This is a genomic window from Methylobacterium sp. JK268 (genome assembly GCF_054052225.1).
The window spans coordinates 43,232-60,347 of the sequence record NZ_JBSVZN010000044.1; the positions used below are offsets into that span (position 1 = coordinate 43,232).

General features: G+C 71.7%; 14 protein-coding genes. 5 read left to right on the top strand and 9 right to left on the bottom strand.

Annotated elements, in window-relative coordinates:
- Nucleotides 1-2: 2 nt before the first annotated feature.
- A complete protein-coding gene (locus ACW9J6_RS31685; RefSeq protein ID WP_457120303.1) occupies nt 3-368 on the top strand; it encodes a DUF427 domain-containing protein in 366 nt (121 codons plus the stop codon).
- Nucleotides 369-550: 182 nt separating this feature from the next.
- On the top strand, nt 551-1,024 hold the full coding sequence (locus tag ACW9J6_RS31690) for a YidB family protein (RefSeq protein WP_457120304.1): 474 nt from the start codon (nt 551-553) through the stop codon (nt 1,022-1,024).
- Nucleotides 1,025-1,340: 316 nt separating this feature from the next.
- Here the strand turns inward: ACW9J6_RS31690 and ACW9J6_RS31695 are convergent, their stop codons facing one another.
- The 3 genes from ACW9J6_RS31695 to argJ are packed head-to-tail and all read right to left on the bottom strand — an operon-like array spanning nt 1,341 to nt 3,743.
- Nucleotides 1,341-1,757 carry a (deoxy)nucleoside triphosphate pyrophosphohydrolase gene (locus ACW9J6_RS31695; protein WP_457120305.1) on the bottom strand — a complete coding sequence of 139 codons (417 nt, stop codon included), beginning with the start codon at nt 1,755-1,757 and terminating at the stop codon, nt 1,341-1,343.
- 43 nt (nt 1,758-1,800) lie between these two features.
- A complete protein-coding gene (locus tag ACW9J6_RS31700; RefSeq protein WP_457120306.1) occupies nt 1,801-2,508 on the bottom strand; it encodes an SIMPL domain-containing protein in 708 nt (235 codons plus the stop codon).
- Nucleotides 2,505-3,743, bottom strand: coding sequence for a bifunctional glutamate N-acetyltransferase/amino-acid acetyltransferase ArgJ (gene argJ, locus ACW9J6_RS31705; RefSeq protein ID WP_457120307.1), 1,239 nt, complete (start codon nt 3,741-3,743; stop codon nt 2,505-2,507). Before argJ ends, ACW9J6_RS31700 begins: the two co-directional genes overlap by 4 nt.
- Before the next feature lie 261 nt (nt 3,744-4,004).
- On the opposite strand from argJ, the gene ACW9J6_RS31710 reads away from it, so the two are divergent.
- Both ACW9J6_RS31710 and ACW9J6_RS31715 read left to right on the top strand, forming a co-directional pair.
- A complete protein-coding gene (locus tag ACW9J6_RS31710) occupies nt 4,005-4,931 on the top strand; it encodes a LysR family transcriptional regulator (RefSeq protein WP_457120308.1) in 927 nt (308 codons plus the stop codon).
- A gap of 126 nt (nt 4,932-5,057) precedes the next feature.
- Nucleotides 5,058-5,771 (top strand): 4'-phosphopantetheinyl transferase family protein, encoded by a 714-nt coding sequence (locus tag ACW9J6_RS31715; RefSeq protein WP_457120309.1) that lies wholly within the window; start codon nt 5,058-5,060, stop codon nt 5,769-5,771.
- Between the two features lie 15 nt (nt 5,772-5,786).
- On the opposite strand, the gene ACW9J6_RS31720 is transcribed toward ACW9J6_RS31715, so the two are convergent.
- The 6 genes from ACW9J6_RS31720 to ACW9J6_RS31745 all read right to left on the bottom strand — a co-directional run bounded on the left by ACW9J6_RS31720 (nt 5,787) and on the right by ACW9J6_RS31745 (nt 12,558).
- Complete coding sequence (locus ACW9J6_RS31720; RefSeq protein WP_457120310.1) at nt 5,787-6,668, bottom strand: RNA polymerase factor sigma-32; 882 nt, start codon at nt 6,666-6,668, stop codon at nt 5,787-5,789.
- Between the two features lie 221 nt (nt 6,669-6,889).
- Entirely contained in the window at nt 6,890-7,483 is a 594-nt protein-coding gene (locus tag ACW9J6_RS31725; protein ID WP_457120318.1) for a CarD family transcriptional regulator, read from the bottom strand.
- Nucleotides 7,484-7,878: 395 nt separating this feature from the next.
- On the bottom strand, nt 7,879-8,217 hold the full coding sequence (gene fdxA, locus ACW9J6_RS31730; protein WP_457120311.1) for a ferredoxin FdxA: 339 nt from the start codon (nt 8,215-8,217) through the stop codon (nt 7,879-7,881).
- 144 nt (nt 8,218-8,361) lie between these two features.
- Nucleotides 8,362-8,643 carry an RNA-binding S4 domain-containing protein gene (locus ACW9J6_RS31735; protein WP_457120312.1) on the bottom strand — a complete coding sequence of 94 codons (282 nt, stop codon included), beginning with the start codon at nt 8,641-8,643 and terminating at the stop codon, nt 8,362-8,364.
- Nucleotides 8,644-8,649: 6 nt separating this feature from the next.
- A complete protein-coding gene (locus ACW9J6_RS31740; RefSeq protein ID WP_457120313.1) occupies nt 8,650-12,204 on the bottom strand; it encodes a helicase-related protein in 3,555 nt (1,184 codons plus the stop codon).
- A 51-nt stretch (nt 12,205-12,255) separates the two neighbouring features.
- Complete coding sequence (locus tag ACW9J6_RS31745) at nt 12,256-12,558, bottom strand: hypothetical protein (RefSeq protein ID WP_457120314.1); 303 nt, start codon at nt 12,556-12,558, stop codon at nt 12,256-12,258.
- Nucleotides 12,559-13,032: 474 nt separating this feature from the next.
- Between ACW9J6_RS31745 and ACW9J6_RS31750 the strand changes: the two genes are divergently transcribed.
- Nucleotides 13,033-17,116, top strand: a 4,084-nt coding sequence (locus ACW9J6_RS31750; protein ID WP_457120315.1) for a beta strand repeat-containing protein, incomplete at its 3' end; no start/stop codon positions are given.

The following is a 17,116-nucleotide window of genomic DNA, read 5'->3' on the forward strand; positions in this document are numbered from 1 at the left end:
CCATGAAGGAGCCGGGTCCCGACCACCCGATCACCATCGCGCCGAACCCGCACCGCGTCCGCGTGGTGCTGGGCGGCGTGATCGTCGCCGAGACCACCCGCGCCCTGACCCTTCGGGAGGCCGGCCTCGCGCCCGTGCAGTACATCCCGCGCGAGGACGCGGAGTGGGACCTGTTCGAGCGGACGTCCCATTCGACCCACTGCCCCTACAAGGGCGACGCCAGCTACTATTCGCTGACGGCGGGCGGCGTGGAGCGGGCGAACGCGGTCTGGAGCTACGAGCAGCCCTTCCCGGCGGTGGCGCCGATCAAGGACCACCTCGCCTTCTACCCGAGCAAGGTCGATGCGATCGAGGAGTTTGCGGATTAGAGCAGTGTCCGACGACGGGGCTGCCGGTTCGTCGAAGACGATCCGGCAGAAGCAAAGACCTGGAGCAACGCCCGCGCGACACGCGATCGGGCGTCGCTCCAGTCCCGAAGCGGGGCTCTCGACGTGACGCGACCGCCGAGGCGGACAGGCCCGCCCTCGCCGCCGCAAGCTGGAGACGAACCATGAGTGATGGCTATCCCTCGATGACGGCGCTCCTGGGCCTTCTCGCCCTCGCCGGCTACCAGAACCGGGACAAGCTCGCCGAACTGCTCGGCGGTTCCGGTCAGGCAACTCCCGCGCCCACGCCATCCGGTGCGGCACCGGGCGGTGCGGGCGGGGGCCTGGGCGGCCTCCTCGGCGGCCTGCTCGGCAACCAGCGGGGCGCGGCCCCGGGTGGCTTCCTGAACAGCGGCCTCGGCGAGATGCTGGAGCGCTTCCAGCAAACCGGCCACGGCGCGGCGGCGCAATCCTGGGTCGACCACGGTCCCAACCAGGAGATCGCCCCGCACCAGCTGGAGCAGGCCATCGGGCCGGACGTGCTGGCGAGCCTGACCCAGCGCACGGGCCTGTCCCGGGAGGAATTGCTGTCCCGGCTGTCCCGGGAGCTTCCCCACGCTGTGGACCGCTATACGCCGGACGGGCGCGTCCCGGCGTAGCGTTTCTGGGCTGCACCCGGGGCGACTACCCGGGCGCTGCCTTCTTCCGGACGACTGAAGCGTCAGCGGAAGGAGGTCCGGGAACGAGCACAGGGACTCGGCGCGAAGCGGCTCCGCACGCCAGCACCGTCGTCAAGAAGCGCACGCTTCGCGACGTCTCGCGCCGGTTTCCATGTCGCATTCCGCCGTCGCTGCAGGCGCCCGGAAACGGGGTACCCCACAGGCCATCTCACGGTCCTGCGAGACGGTTTCGATCGAGCGGTCGGCGTCGGGTCCGGCAGGGAGCGGGTGCCGCTGACCGGAACCCGATCCCACCTCAAGGGCCGAGCAGGTCGACGAGCGCCGGCAGCAGCGGCAGGTCGGCGGGCGGCATCGGATAGGTCGAGAGGTCGCGCGGGCGCACCCATCTCAGCGCCTGGCCCTCGCGCGGCTGCACCATGCCCTCCCAACGGCGGCAGATGTAGAGCGGCATCAGCAGGTGGAAGCTCTCGTAGGCGTGGCTCGCGAAGGTGAGGGGGGCGAGGCAGGCCTCCTTGACGGCGATGCCGAGTTCCTCGGCGAGTTCGCGGATCAGGGTTTCCTCGGGCCGCTCGCCGGGCTCGATCTTGCCGCCCGGAAACTCCCACAGGCCCGCCAGCGTCTTGCCCTCCGGACGCTGGGCGAGGAGCACGCGCCCGTCCGTGTCCACGAGGGCGACGGCGACGACGAGGAGGAGCTTCAGGGGCGCGGTCATGCGGCGCGGTTAACCCGGCGGGCCGGCGTTGCAAAGGCCCGCGTCACGGCGCGATCGACCACGTGACCTCCACGGCCGCATTCACCGCCACGGTGCCGGCCGCGACCGGCACGGCCTGCTTGGCCGCCCCCGCGGCGCGCATCCGGGCCACGGGGGCCGCACCCGCGTCGCGGGGCGGCGCGAGGACGCGCTCGATCCGCCCGAGCCGGAACGCGCCCGCCCGCGCCAGGGTCTCGGCCTGCCGGATGGCGTCGCGCATCGCGCCCGCGCGCACCTCGTCCTCCGCGGCGCTCGCGTCGCGCAGGCCGAAGGTCACGCCCCCGATCCGGTCGGCGCCCCCCTCGGTGAGGCGGCGCAGCAGGTCCCCGAGCCGTCCGGGATCGGAGAGCCGGATCTCGACGGCGTTCGTCGCCTCGTAGCCGTCCGGCACCTCGCGGAAGGCGCCGGTGGCCTCGCGGACCGGGCGCATCACCGGCTGCAGGGTGACGGCGGAGGTCGAGACCTCCGCGCCGAGGTCCTTGGCGAGGGCGACGACGCGGCCCGCGGCCTGCGAGTTCTGGTCGAGGGCCGCGCCGGCGCTCGGCGCGCGCCGCTCGACCGCGACCGAGACGGCGGCGGTGTCCGGCACGACGTCGGCGCTCGCCCGGCCGATCACCGTCAGGCGTCCCGGCTCCTCGGCGAGGGCCGGGACGGCGGCGAGCGCCACGGCCGCCGCGAGAGCTGCCGCCGCCGCTGCCCGCCCGCGCCTCACGAGCGGTAATCCCCGTTGATCTCCACGTAGGCCTTGGTCAGGTCGCAGGTCCAGACCCGGGCCGTGCCGGCGCCGAGGCCGAGATCGACGCGGATCGTCACCTCGGATTCGCGCATCACCGCGCTCGCCGCGTCCTCGCTGTAGGCCGGGTCGCGGGCGCCCTCCACGGCGACGCGGACATCCCCGAACCAGATCGCGAGGCGATCGCGCTCGGCGGGCTCGCCGGCCTTGCCGACCGCCATCACGACGCGGCCCCAATTGGCGTCCTCACCCGCCACCGCGGTCTTCACCAGGGGCGAGTTGGCGATCGAGAAGGCGATGCGCCGCGCCGAAGAATCGTCCGTCGCGCCCTCGACGCGCACCGTCACGAACTTGCGCGCGCCCTCGCCGTCGCGGGCGACGAGCTGGGCGAGTTCGATCAGGAGGTCGTCGAGCGCCGCCGCGAACGCCGCGAGGGCGGGATCCTGCGCGTCGGTGACGGGGGCGTTGCCGGCCCGGCCGGTGGCGAAGAGGAGCAGCGTGTCGGAGGTGGAGGTGTCGCCGTCGACCGTGACGCAGTTGAAGCTGCGCTCGGCCCCGTCGCGCAGCAGCCGCTGCAGCACCGGCGCGGCGATCGCCGCGTCCGTGAACACGAAGGAGAGCATCGTCGCCATGTCCGGGGCGATCATGCCGGCGCCCTTGGCCATGCCGTTGATCGTCACCTCGCGGTCGCCGAGGCGGACCCGCCGCGTCGCGAGCTTCGGGAAGGTATCGGTCGTCATGATCGCCCGGGCCGCCTCCGCCCAGGCGGCCGAACCGTCGCCGGTGCGGCCCGCGCAATCCGCCAGCACGCCCTCGAACTTGGTGGCGTCGAGCGGCTCGCCGATCACGCCGGTCGAGGCGACGAACACCTCCTGCGGGGTGCACGAGGCGGCGGCCGCCGCGATCTCGGCGGTGAGGCCCACCGCCTGGGCGCCCTTCAGGCCCGTGAAGGCGTTGGCGTTGCCGGAATTCACCACCAGGGCCCGCGCCGCCCCGCCTGCGAGCTGGGCGCGGCACCAATCCACCGCCGCGGAGGGGCATTTCGAGCGCGTGAACACGCCCGCCACCTGGGTGCCGGGCTCCAGCAGTACGAACAGCACGTCGGTGCGGCCCTTGTAGCGGATGCCCGCCTGGGCCGTGGCGAGGCGGACGCCCGCGACGGGCGGCAGGTCGGGGCTGTGGTCCGGGGCGAGCGGCGAGACGGGATGGGACATGCGGGTCTCCGGTCTTCCGCCGGCCCGCCGGGCCGGCGCGGCGGTGTTGCCCCGGGCGGTGCCGCGCCGTCAACCGGCGGGGCGCGGGACGGACGCGCCCGCGCGCCGAACGGAGCATGAACTTGGAAAGGTCTTTTCCGATTCGCCCGGTTCCGGGGGTGGGACACAGAAGGATCGCATCTAGAGTTGAAAAATCGCACCTAGAGGAGCAATCTTCGGTCTGCGTGACGCAAGGTCCGCTTCTCGTCCCGGAGGTCTCGCTTGGCTCACCCGCATGTTCTGCGCGACATGGCCCTGTTCGTGGAGGTGGCCCGGCGCAAGAGCTTCAGCCAGGCAGCGGCGGCGCTCGACGTCCCGATCTCCTCGCTCTCGCGGCGGATCACGCAGTTCGAGGCGGCGATCGGCCTGCGCCTGCTCGACCGCACCACCCGCAAGCTGGTGCTGACCCCGCACGGCGAGGCCTATTACGAGCGCGCGACCCAGGTTGTGGAGGAGGCGCAGCGCAGCTTCGACGAGATGATCGCGCAGGCCCGGGGCCCGAGCGGCCCGCTGCGCCTGAGCGCCCCGGTGGAGGACTGGGTCCTGCGGGTCCTGCCGGCCGTGGTGGCGGAGTTCGCGCGGGCCCACCCGCACGTCACCGTGCATGTCGAGCTGCGCGCGAGCGGGGCGGAGCCGGCGGAGAACATCGACGTCGCGATCCTGGCGGAGGAGCCCCGCGAGGCCGCGACGGCGGCGAGGCGAATCGGCTCCCTGGCGACGGGGCTGTTCGCGTCGCACGGCTATCTCGCGCGGGCCGGGACGCCGCGTCACCCGGACGACCTCGCCGCGCACGACCTCCTGGCGGCCAAGCCGGGCGGCGCGATCGTCCTCGACCGCGACGGCGAGACGGCGACGGTGACGGCCCGGGGGACGATCTCCTCCTCCAGCCCGCCGCTGGCCCGGTGCCTCGCCGCGTCGGGCGAGGGGATCGCGCTCCTCCCGGTGATGGACGCGGAGGGCAGCGAACTCTGCCGCGTCCTGCCGGAGTGGAGCGGGCCCGCCGTGCCGGTCGTGGTCGCGGCGCGATCGCGGCTGATGCCCGCCAAGGTGCGGGCCTTCATCGAGGTCGGGGGCGGCCGCCTGGCCGGGCTGCTCGGTGCCGAGGCGGCCGACGCGGACCCGCCCCTGCTCCACGCCTGCCGGGCGTGACGGCCCTCGACGGGCCGGACGGGGACCCGGGCGCGGACCGCGCGCCGCTCACCGCCCGTCGTCCCGGGAGCCGCTTGCCTCCCGGCGGTCCCGCGCGCGACAGGAGGGCCGGCGGGAGGCCGGCGGATGACGGATGGCGGACAGGGTGAGGGAGTCTTCGCGCCCCTGCGGCTCGCTCCGGGCGAGGCGGCCGCGCGGGTGGTGCGGGCCGACGCGGTTCTCGCGGGCCTGCCGCCGGAGCGGCGCGCCCTGCCGGACGACGAGGCGGCGCGGATCGCGCGGTTCCGTCAACCCGGCGACCGCCACGAGCGGGAGGCCGGCCACGGCCTGATGCGCCACCTCCTGGCGGCGGAGATCGGCGCCGCGCCGGGCGAGATCGTCCTGCTTCGCGACGCCCACGGGCGCCCTCGGCTCCCCGGGGCGCCGGATCTCGACCTCAACCTGAGCCACGGCGCCGGCTGGGTCGCCGTGGCGATCGCGCGGGGCGGCCGGGTCGGGGTCGATGTCGAGGGCGCGAGCCGGCCGGTGGAGTGGGACCGGCTGGTGACGCAGTTCCTTCATCCGGCGGAGATCACCGCCTACCGCGCCCTGCCGCCGGCGCTCCGCCCCGCGCGGGCGCTGGAACTCTGGTCCGTGAAGGAGGCCTGCCTCAAGGCGAGCGGGGAGGGGCTGGCGGCCGAGCCGAGGCGCCTGCGCCTCGACGCGGACGGGGCCGGCTGGATCCTGTCCCATCGCGGCCTGCGGCTGCGGGCGTGGTCGCGCGTGCTCGCCGACGGGGCCCGCTTCGCCTGGGCCGGCGAGGAGGGGCTGCGCTGGCGGGTGGTGGCGGGCGCGGCCTGACGCCCGCGGGCTTCGTCAGATCAGCGCGCCCATCCCGGTGGCCGCATGCTGCGGGAACCGCTCCGCCAGCGCGCGGCGGAGCTTCTCCAGGGCGCGGTTCTCGATCTGGCGCACCCGCTCCTTCGAGATGCCGAGCCGGTGCCCGAGCGCCTCCAACGTGGCCTGATCCTCGGCGAGGCGCCGCTCGTGCAGGATGCGCAGCTCGCGCTCCGAGAGCACCGTCAGGGCCTGGCGCAGCCAGGTGAGGCGCCGCTCGCCGTCGACCGCGTCCGACACCGCCTCGTCGGGCAGGGGCGAGGTGTCGACCAGGAAGTCGACGCGCTCGGCCGAGGCGTCGCCCTCGTCGGTGATCGGCGCGTTGAGGGACATGTCCGGGCCCGACAGGCGCGCATCCATCAGCGCCACGTCCTCGCGGGAGACGCCGATGGCGATGGCGATGCGGCTGTGGATCTCGTCGCCCACCCGCTCGTCGGTGGATTGCATCAGGCGGGCGCGCAAGCGGCGCAGGTTGAAGAACAGGGCCTTCTGGGCCGAGGAGGTCCCGCCCCGGACGATCGACCAGTTGCGCAGGATGTAGTCCTGGATCGAGGCGCGGATCCACCACGTGGCGTAGGTGGAGAAGCGCACGTCCCGCTCCGGCTCGAAGCGGGCGGCGGCTTCCATCAGCCCGACATGGCCCTCCTGCACGAGGTCGGCCATCGGCAGCCCGTAGTGGCGGAAGCGGCCGGCCAGCGCGATCACGAGGCGCATATGGGCTGAGATCAGGCGGTGCAGGGCGCGCTCGTCGCGCTCGTCCTTCCAGCGCACCGCCAGGCCGCGCTCCTCTTCCCGTTCCAGGAAGGGCGCGTCCATCGCCATGCGGACGAACTGCCGACGAATTCCTGCGATCTCCGCCATCCCCGCCTCCGTCAGCCCCTGCGCATGGTGCCCTGACGGGATCGCGCGATGGCGCGCGCATCCGATCGACGTCCCGACGGGCCTCCGACAACGGCGCATCGGCGACAATGGTTCCGCGCCGCGGGCGCACGTTCGCGCCAGGCGCGGACCGCTGTGGCTCTTCTGCAACGAAAAAGCCCGGCCGCGAGGCCGGGCTTCGATCGGGGCGGAAGAGGGCCGGATCAGGCCGCTTCGGCCTCGTCCTGCAGGTCTTCGGCGTCGTTTTCGCCCTCGGCCTCGGCGGCCTTGGTCCGGCGGGGCGACTTGGCGAGGCTCTGCTCGATCAGCTTGAGCGATTCCGTGTCCGTGATCCGGTTGACCGCGGCAATCTCGCGCACCACCCGATCCAGCGCCGCCTCGTAGAGCTGCCGCTCCGAGTAGGACTGCTCGGGCTGGGCCTCCGAGCGGAAGAGGTCGCGCACGACCTCCGTCACCGCGATCAGGTCGCCGGAATTGATCTTCGCCTCGTATTCCTGCGCGCGGCGCGACCACATCGTCCGCTTCACGCGGGCGCGGCCGGTCAGGACGTCGAGGGCCTTCTTCACGAGCTCGGGCTCGGCGAGCTTGCGCATGCCGACCGTGTTCGCCTTGGCGGTCGGGACCCGGAGGACCATCTTGTCTTTCTCGAACGACACCACGAACAGCTCGAGCTTGTAGCCGGCGATCTCCTGCTCCTCGATGGCCGTGATGCGGCCTACGCCGTGGGCCGGATACACGATCGCTTCGCCGGTCTTGAAGCCCTGACGGGCTGCTGTCGTCTTCTTGGCGGTCGTCATGCGGGGGTGGCCTCCAGATCGCCGTCCACGGTCTTCACGCCGCGGGCGGGTCATGTCGTCCGGGTCAGGGAACCCGGCGGAAAAACGATGCCAGTCGGACGTCCCGGAAGACGTCCGCCAGTCCCTGTCAACCGATAGCTAAGGAACGCTCGATCAGTTCGCGGATCAGGAAAAACCCACCACGACCGACACACATGCGGCAGGGCCCTTTCGAGAAATAGTCCCGCTCGCCGGGCACGTGCCGCACGTCGAACGTAAGCGACGGTGACAGGGACCCTAGCACGCAGAGGCCCGAAAATCAAAGAAATTCAGGCGCGCGACGCGCATGGCAGCGCATCACGCACCGTATCGGTTCAAGCTGTGGATACCCGCGGCCATGGTCGCCGCGGCCGAGTTCAGTCGCCCGAGCCCGGGTTCGCCGAGAAGTGCGCGTCGAGCTTGCCGGACACGCCGTCCCACTCCTTGGCGTCGGCCGGCGCGGTCTTCTTCTGGGTGATGTTGGGCCAGCTTTTGGCGTAATCGGCGTTGAGCTTGAGCCACTGCTCCAGGCCCGGCTCGGTGTCCGGCTTGATCGCCTCGGCGGGGCATTCGGGCTCGCAGACCCCGCAATCGATGCACTCGTCGGGGTGGATGACGAGCATGTTCTCACCCTCGTAGAAACAGTCCACGGGGCAGACCTCCACGCAGTCCATGTACTTGCACTTGATGCAGTTCTCTGTGACGACGTAGGTCATGAGCCGGTCGGTCCTCGAGCAGCGGGGCGGGGCGCCGCGGCGCCCGGATGGCTTCGCCGCGCTCTAGCCCCTGCCCGGGACGCTGGCAAGCACCGGCGCGGGGATCCGGCCGGGCGTCCCAACGCGTCGACGGTCACCCGGCCCTCAGCCCGGCGCCGCCCCGTCGGTGGCGTCCGCGTAGAGGAGCCGCGCCTCGGGGGCGGGGCCGCGGCGCTCGCCGAGCGCCAGCACCCGCACCGCCACGGTCGTGTGGGCGGCCGCCACCGTCACGACGTCGCCCACCGCGATCGCCTTCGCGGCGGCCTCGGCGCGCTGCCCGTTCACCCGCACGTAGCCGTCCGCGATCAGGCGGGCGGCGAGGCTGCGGGTCTTGGCGAAGCGGGCGAACCACAGCCACTTGTCCAGGCGCTGCCGGTCCTCCCGCATGGCCCCTCAGCGCTTGTCGCCGTCCCGGGCCTCCATCTGCGCCTTGAGCGCGAGGAGCTTGGCGAAGGGGGAATCCGGGTCCGGTGCCCGCTCGCGGCGCGGGGGCCGGTTGTCCCCCTGGCCGCCGCGATAGCCGCCGTCGCGCCGCTCCTGCGGCGGGCGGCCGCCGCGATCCCCCTCCGGCCCGCGGCCGTTCTGCGGGCCTCCCCGCGGCGGGCGGCCCTCGGCGCGGCTGCCCTCGGCCGGACGCTCGCCCCAGCGATGCATCGGACGGTTCTGCGGCCGCGCCGGGCGGTCCGCCGCCGGACGGTCGCCGGGTGGGCGCTCCTCCGTCCGGCCCGGCTCGTCGCGGCGCGGGGGGCGGCCATCGGCGTGGCGCTGGGCGCCGTTGTGCTGCGGCCGGCCGCGGCCCTGGTGCCGGCCCGCTTGGCCGCGCTGGTGCCGGTGCAGCCGCCAGACCTCGATCAGGATCGGCTCGGCCGGCTCTGCCGGCGCGGCCTCGGCCTGCGCCGCCTCGCCCTCGGTCGGGACGGTCTCGGGAGCCGCCTCGATCCCGTCCGGCCCCGTCTGCGCGGACGCATCCTCGTGGCTCGGGGCGGCCTCCGCGGCCGGGTCGCTCGCCGGCGGGGCGGCCGTCTCGCCGGTCTCCGGAGGGGCCGTCACGGCCTCCAGCGTCTCGGACGCCTCGTGGGTTTCGGACGCCAAATGGGTTTCGGACGCCAAGTGGGTTTCGGTGGTCTCCGGCTCCGGAGCGGCCGGCGCGGCGGCCTCCGCCTCGGGCGCGGCGGCGTGGAGGGCCGGCCCCTCGGTCAGCGGCGCCTCCTGCACCGGAGCGTCCTGCACCGGCGCGTCCGCGGCCAGGGTATCGGCGGCCTCCGGCTCGGGCGCATCGGCGGCGGCCTCGTGAGAGGCCCCATGAGCGGTCTCCTGGGCACCCTCTTGAGCCTCCTCATGGGACGCCTCCTCATGGGACGCCTCCTCTTGGGGCGCGTCCTCCCGGGGTGTCTCCTCGCCGGCCGGCGCGGCCTCGGGGGAGGCGGCCACCTGGATCGGCGTGGTCGGGGCGGCCGGCCGCAGCGGCACGGTGATGGCCGGTCCGGCGCGGCGGTCCACCACGTAGCCGAGGGACTTCAGGATCGAGGCGAAATCCTCGCCCGAGCAGCCGACCAGCGAGGTCATGCTGACGGTGGGCACGAAGCCGTCCCGGTCGGCGGCGCCGGGGGGTGGCTCGCCCGGCGTGGTGCCGGGCACGTAGGCGATGGCCGGCCGGATCAGGTCGGCGAGGCGCTCCAGGATGTCGACGCGCACGGCCCGCCCGCCGCAGACGCGGAATCCCGCGGCGCGGTAGAGGCCCTTGGCGATCTCGGTGTCGACCGGCATCGAGGTGCGGCCGGAGCCGGCCAGATGCGCGATCTCGTCGAGGCCGCGCTGGTCGAGGCCGCCGTTCTGCAGCGCCCAGAGCTGGGCCGCCAGCGTGCGCGGCGCGGGCTTGAGCAGGGCCGGCATGTAGATGTGGTAGGCGCCGAAGCGCACGCCGCGCTTGCGCAGGGCCGCGCGGCCCTCCTGGTCGAGGCTGCGCATTTCGGTGACGACGCGGGCGCGCTCCAGCACGCCGAGCGCCTCCGAGACCTGGAAGCCGATCCCGCGGGCGAGCCCCTGCAGGTCCTCGGCCGCCTCCAGCTCCAGGGCCGGCCCGAGCAGGCGCACGATGTGGGCCTTGAGCCAGGCGGTCAGCCGGCCCTCGACCTTGTCGCGGGCCGGGCCGGTGAGCTGCTCGTCGGCGAGGAGGCGAAGCGACGGCGCGTAGAGCTTGTCGCCGGGCACGAGCTTGGCGACCGGGTCGCCGGTCCACCGGATGGTGCCGTCGTTCGACAGCACCAGGGCGGCGTCGGCCGCCGCCGCGAAGCGGTCGGCCCGCGCCTCGATCTCGCTCGCGAGCGCCTTCTCGGCGACGCTCCGGAGGGTCTTGGCTTCCTGGCCCTCCGCGCCAGGGTCCGGCACGAACTGGAACCCGAGCAGGTGGCCGACGTGCTGGCCCTCGACCGTCACGTCGCCGCCCGCGGTGATCTCAGCTTCCAACATGGTGTTCTCTCGTAGGCGCCGCATCAGGACGCTGGTGCGCCGGTCCACGAAGCGGCTCGCCAGCCGCTCGTGGAGCGCGTCGGACAGCCTGTCCTCTACCCGACGCGTCTCGCCCTGCCAATGCTCCGGGTCCTGCAGCCAGTCGGGGCGGTTGGCGACGAAGGTCCAGGTCCGCACCTGGGCGATGCGCTGCGAGAGGGTGTCGATGTCGCCGTCGGTGCGGTCGACCATCGCGACGTGCTTGGAGAACCAGTCCGACGGGATTCGCCCGGCGAGGCCCCGCATCAGGAAGCGGTAGAGCTGGGCGACCAGGTCCGCATGGGTCTGGATCGGCGTCTTGCGGTAATCCGGCACGCCGCAGACCGCCCAGAGCCGCTCGACGGCGCCGGAGCGGCTGCCGGCCATGTCGCGGATGTCGTCCTCGCGGGCGAGGAGGTCGAGGGCCGCCTCGTCGTCGCCCCGTGGCGCGCGCACGAGGCCGCGCTCGCTCGGGTGCTCGGCGAGGCTCGCCTGCAGGGCGTTCACCGAGGAGAAGTCGAGGTCGGGGTTGCGCCACTGCAGGACGCGCGTCGGCTCGAAGGTGTGGCTCTCCAGGGCCTCCACCATCTCGGGCTCGAAGGGGGGGCAGCGGCCTGTGGAGCCGAAGGTGCCGTCGCGCAGGTGGCGCCCGGCCCGGCCGGCGATCTGCGCCATCTCGGCCGGCGTGAGGCCGCGGAAGCGGGTGCCGTCGAACTTGCGGTTCGACGCGAAGGCGACGTGGTCGACGTCGAGGTTGAGCCCCATCCCGACCGCGTCGGTGGCCACGAGGTAATCGACGTCGCCCGACTGGTAGAGTTCGACCTGGGCGTTGCGAGTGCGCGGCGACAGCGCCCCGAGCACCACCGCGGCCCCGCCGCGCTGGCGGCGGAGCAATTCGGCGATGGCGTAGACCTCCTCGGCCGAGAACGCCACGATGGCGGTGCGGTGGGGCAGGCGCGAGAGGCGCTTCTCGCCCGCGAAGCTGAGCTTCGACAGCCGCGGCCGCGTGGTGACGTGGACGCCCGGGATCAGGGACTGCACGAGCGGCCCCATCGTGCCCGAGCCGATGAGCAGCGTCTCCTCGCGCCCGCGCTGGTGCAGCAGGCGGTCGGTGAAGGTGTGGCCGCGATCCATGTCGGCGCCGAGCTGGATCTCGTCGACGGCGACGAAGTCGACGGCGCGGTCGCGGGGCATCGCCTCGGCGGTGCAGATCCAGTAGCTCGGCCGGTCGGGCTTGATCTTCTCCTCGCCGGTGACGAGGGCGACGCGCTCCGGCCCGACCCGCTCGACGACCCGGTGGAAGACCTCGCGGGCGAGGAGCCGGAGCGGCAGGCCGATCATCCCGGTCGGGTGCGCGAGCATCCGCTCGATGGCGAGGTGGGTCTTGCCGGTATTGGTGGGACCGAGCACCGCCGTGACGCCGCGCGCGCGGGCCTGCGGGGGGAGGGAGCGGCGGGTCATCAAGGGGACGGTCGTTCCTCGGGGCTGGCGCCCGGCGGCGCGGGCGGGCCTTCAGCGCGGCGCGCGGCTCCCGTCGCCGCGGCGCGGGCCGCTGCGGGACCCGCGATCTTCATATGGGGTCCCGCCCGTCCCGGTGCCATCTGGTGGGGCGTAGACGTCGATCCGCACCCGGTTGCGCCGCGTGCCGGAGAGGTCGGCGCAGAGCGTGTCGGGAATGGCGGTGAGCGGGCCGGAGTGGCTCGGGCGGCCCTCGGTGACCTGCGCGGAGGAGAAGGCGTCGCCGCCGCATTCCGCTTCACTTCCGCACGCTGGAAGGGGGAGGACGGCGAGGAGCACGACGAGGGGAAGGCGCATCAGACCCTGCTCCCGGACCGGACGGACGCAGACTAGCAGCGCATCCTTTCCGAATCCTGCGTTGGGGGCATGCCCGGCCCCGCCTGAGAGGACGCTGCACCGGCCATGCGAGCCTCGGCTCGAGCCCCAAGCAGCTTGGCCTCGTGAAGGGCTTCTGAGGAAAATAGATCAACGGACAAGGTTATCGGCATCACCTCCTCCTGGCCGCATCAACCCTCAGACACCCGGCACGGCCTCCGATCTGACGAGCCCCGCTCGAGAGTTATACCAGACGAGACACCGTCATCCTGCAGACGCCGGCACCGACACGACCCGCATCATCTAAGTAGTATCCGCATAACGTCGGTTGTATCATTTGAGCCTGTTCCTCTTTGCGAGACGTGCTCTGTCGACAGCAGGTATATAATCATGGTAGTGAGGGAATCAGTCAGAGTAACGGACGGCTGCAATTCACTCGCTCAGGAATTCAAGAAGATGACGTTGTATTATTTCAATGGCGCGGCCGGATACGATTGGACAGACAACGTTCTTGATCAGAACTCCGGCGCTATCGTCCAGACTAGCTGGACCAGCAACTATTCGCCCACGACGGGGGACGACGTAGAGATCGGCCCGGGTAGCCCGACGAGCACGGTGCTCCTCACCCGCGGCACATACAATCATACGAACCTGGCCGTCAGCGTTCATTCCGTGACGATCGATTCGGGGATCACGCTGCAGCAGCAAGGCAGCGGGGGTTTGACCGTCGGCGGGACGTTCACGAACAACGGCGTTTACAACCGCACCAATAGTTCCGGTCCGTTGAACCTCGCGAACACGATCGTCAACAACGGCCTGATGACGGTCGAAGGGGTGTACGACTATCGCGCGATCAACATCGGACCTGGAACGGTTTCGCTGACAGGGATGGGAAACCTCCGCCTGCGCGGCGCCGTCGTCGTCGGTCCCGACAACAACGCGATCTCGTATCTCGAAAATTCCAGTACGATCAGCGGCAGCGGCAACATCGGCCAGGTCGCCAATTATCAAAACATGGGTGGGTACGTGATCGTCCATAACCATGGGACGATCAACGCCGATGTGTCGGGCGCCACGCTGGTGCTCCAGCCGCGGTCGACGCCCACCGTCAACCCGACGACGAACGACGGGCTGATGGAGGCGACCGGGGGCGGGACGCTCGTCCTGCAGCAGACCAATCTCGACCAGACCGGCTCCGGCACGGTCGCCGCCTATGGCGCAGGAAGCACGGTGACGCTCGTCAGCGGCCGGCTTCGCGGCGGGTCGGTCGACGGCTCGGGCGGCGGAATCGTCCAGTTCGGAGCCGCTGGTGGCGGCGACGCGCTGACGGCCGATGGGCGCAGCAGCGCCAGTGGCGGCCTCGGAGCGATCACGATCAAGGCCGGCGGCACACTCAGCACCGGCAGCAGAGAAGTTAACGCGCTCGGCACGTTGAACAACCAGGGTACGATCCTCGTCAACAACAACCTCCTCGTCGGGGCGGGCGACCTCACCTTGACGGGCGGCGGCAAGGTGACGTTGAGCGGCAATATCGGCGGTTACAGCTCCGCGGCGACGGTCACGTTGCACAACGTCGACAATACGATCTCGGGCTTCGGTCAGGTCGGCATCTTCCGTGAGACGCCTTCGTCCTCCGACCAATTCATGAACATCGACAACCAGGCCCGGGGCGCGATCATCGCCGATACGGCGAATGCGACGCTGGCAGTCGCCGGCACGACGGTCACGAATGCGGGGCTGCTCGAGGCGAAAGGCTCCGGCACGCTCGCGATTCGGGGTGCGACCATCCAGCAAACGGGATCAGGCGCGAACGCCGGCTCGATCATCGTCGATGGGACCACCGCGAGCGTCGATCTCGGTTACGGCGCCGTGATCCAGGGCGGTGTGGTCGCCGGTGTGAACGGCGGCATCGTCACGGCAAGCGACGTGACTTTCGACGGAAGCTCGTCATATGGCGCCGTGACGATCTATGGCACCGTCAATACCTCCAGACTCGTTCTTAAGAACGCGATCAACAACAATGGCGGAACAATTTTCAACACACGTTCCGGCGGCCTTCTGATCGACGTTTCTGGCGCCACCCTGTCCGGCAACGGCACGGTGCGCCTTTCGAGCACGAACGACGGCGCGGCCATTACGGGTGGCACAGGTGCCATCCTGCACAATGTCGGCAACACGATCGCGGGTGGCGGCACGATTGGGGTCGCGCTCGACAATCAGGCTGGCGGGAAGGTGCTCGCCGACGACGGTGCGACGCCGCTGACCGTCGCCGGGGTTGCCGTCACGAATGCCGGCTCGATCAGCGCCACGGGTTCAGGTTTGCTCGCGTTCAATGGTTCCACGATCACGCAGAGCGGCTCCGGGATCATCAAGGCGGACGGCGCCTCGGCCAGCTTGAAACTCCAGTACGGGGCGACGATCGTCGGCGGAACGCTCGCCGCCCTCAACGGCGCGACGGGGACGATCGGCCAATACGGCGCGACCCTCGACGGCAGCACGTCAGCGGGTGGGATCGCGCTGCAAGGCGCTTTCACCTCAGTCGGAACGAAGCTGCTCGGCGCGGTCGCCAACACCGGGACGCTGACCGTTCGAGCGAACACGACCCTGGCGATCGGCGCCGGCAACGTCACGCTGTCCGGCGGCGGCCCGATCCTGCTCGATTACGACGCCACCAATCAGGTCGGCGGCAACATCATTGGCGAGGGCGGCGCCGTCCTGCACAACGTCGGCAACACGCTTGCTGGCGCCGGCAGCATCAGCGCCGTCTTGGACAACACGGCGGGCGGAACCGTGAACGCCAACGTCTCCGGTGCGAAGCTCCTGGTCAACGGCGGGTCGACCGACACCAACGCCGGTCTGATCGAGGCGACGTCCGGCGGCACGCTGACCGTGTCCAACACGACGATTGACCAACGAAGCGGCGGTCGCCTCTTCGTCGGCGACGGATCCGTCGTCCATCTCGACGGCGCGAACGTGCTCGCCGGGTCCCTGCAGGGCGCGGGCAGCGGCTATTTCGATCTCACGGGCGGCAGCTTGTCCGTCACGGCGACGACCGCCATCGCGGCGACCGTGAAGATTGGCGGGGGGTTCACCCTCTACGCGAGCGGGGACGTAGCCAATCGAGGCGCGATCCTCGTCACGGGCGGCGTCCTCAAGGAAAGCGGGAGCTGGACGGGTGGCGGCCAGGTCACGCTCTCGTCGACGGGCGCCATCAGCGTGAGCGGCCCGACGACGAACGTCGACAACGTGATCGCGGGCACGGGTTCGATCACGAGCAACGACGCGGGAACCTCGTTCACCAACGGCGGCGTGATCGACGCCAACGTGTCAGGAAGCGAGCTCATGCTCGGCACCAACCTCGCGCTCGTCAACAACGGCCTTCTGGAGGCGGAGAACGGCGGGGTCCTGACGGTCGCGAGCGCGGTGACGGGAAGCGGCTCGGCGCTGGTCAAGAACGGCGGCACGCTCGCGATCGGCGCGGGCTTCGCCGAGTCCATCGCGGTCTCGGGCGCGAACACGGTTGAAACGGTCAAGCTCGGGGCCGCCTACGCCGGGACGATCTCCGGCCTCGGCCTGGGCGACCGGATCGACCTCACCAACCTGACCTATTCCGGCCAGCTCAGCGTGAGCTACGCGGGGTCCTTCACCAGCGGCACCCTCGCGGTGCGCGACGGGAGCGGCGCGACGCTCGCCAGCCTCAAGCTCGCCGGCGCCTACACCCAGAGCGACTTCACCCTCGCCGACGACGGGTCGGGCCAAACCCTCCTGCGGCTCTCGGCCCTCAACCCGGTCCCGCCCCAGCCCTCCCCGGTCTTCCTTCCCGATCTCGGGCTCGCCCAGGGCTGGGGATCGCTCAACAACCCCCGCCGCCTCGTCGACGTCGACGGCAATCGCCGCGCCGACTATCTCGCCTTCGGCGCCGAGTACACCTTCCTGGCCAACGGCGGCACCTTCGCCAACGGCCAGGGCCAGACCGGACCAGGCTTCGTCGGCCCCGCCGGCATCATCCACGACTTCGGCACCAACGAGGGCTACACCGCCCAGGCCCAGCGCGGTGCCGCCATGACCGGTGCCGGCGTCGCCGCCAGCGTCTACGGCCAGGGCTACGCCGGGGTCTACTGGTACGCCGCCCAGAGCCAGACCACGCAGACCGACGCGGCCGGACACACCTACGCCACGCCGACCTACGACAGCGCCCCGCACTTCTACGCCAATTTCGGCACCCAGCAGGGCTGGACCCCGCACAACGGCTTCCAGGTCCTCAAGACCAGCAGGGCCGACACCTACGCCTCCATCCTCGGCTTCGGCAACGACGGCATCGTGGTCGGCGGCCAGGCCTTCGCCCCGGGCGCCTCGGCCGCCCAGGTCACCGTGCTGCCGGCGAGCATCGGCAACAACGGCGGCTGGGACCAGCTCACGGACGTGCGCACCTTCCTCGACAGCGACGGCGGCATCGTCGACCTCAACCACGACGGCGTCGCCGACTTCATCGGCATGGGCCCCCAGGGCACCGTCTTCGCCTACGGCCAGGAGGATCCCT

Excerpts from the sequence above, each read along its gene's own strand:
- ACW9J6_RS31685 (WP_457120303.1), top strand. The coding sequence starts at position 3 with ATGAAGGAGCCGGGTCCCGACCACCCGATCACCATCGCGCCGAACCCG.
- ACW9J6_RS31715 (WP_457120309.1), top strand. The coding sequence starts at position 5,058 with ATGACGGATGGCGGACAGGGTGAGGGAGTCTTCGCGCCCCTGCGGCTC.
- ACW9J6_RS31745 (WP_457120314.1), bottom strand. The coding sequence starts at position 12,558 with ATGCGCCTTCCCCTCGTCGTGCTCCTCGCCGTCCTCCCCCTTCCAGCG.
- ACW9J6_RS31740 (WP_457120313.1), bottom strand. The coding sequence starts at position 12,204 with ATGACCCGCCGCTCCCTCCCCCCGCAGGCCCGCGCGCGCGGCGTCACG.
- argJ (WP_457120307.1), bottom strand. The coding sequence starts at position 3,743 with ATGTCCCATCCCGTCTCGCCGCTCGCCCCGGACCACAGCCCCGACCTG.
- ACW9J6_RS31735 (WP_457120312.1), bottom strand. The coding sequence starts at position 8,643 with ATGCGGGAGGACCGGCAGCGCCTGGACAAGTGGCTGTGGTTCGCCCGC.
- ACW9J6_RS31695 (WP_457120305.1), bottom strand. The coding sequence starts at position 1,757 with ATGACCGCGCCCCTGAAGCTCCTCCTCGTCGTCGCCGTCGCCCTCGTG.
- ACW9J6_RS31690 (WP_457120304.1), top strand. The coding sequence starts at position 551 with ATGAGTGATGGCTATCCCTCGATGACGGCGCTCCTGGGCCTTCTCGCC.
- ACW9J6_RS31720 (WP_457120310.1), bottom strand. The coding sequence starts at position 6,668 with ATGGCGGAGATCGCAGGAATTCGTCGGCAGTTCGTCCGCATGGCGATG.
- ACW9J6_RS31725 (WP_457120318.1), bottom strand. The coding sequence starts at position 7,483 with ATGACGACCGCCAAGAAGACGACAGCAGCCCGTCAGGGCTTCAAGACC.
- fdxA (WP_457120311.1), bottom strand. The coding sequence starts at position 8,217 with ATGACCTACGTCGTCACAGAGAACTGCATCAAGTGCAAGTACATGGAC.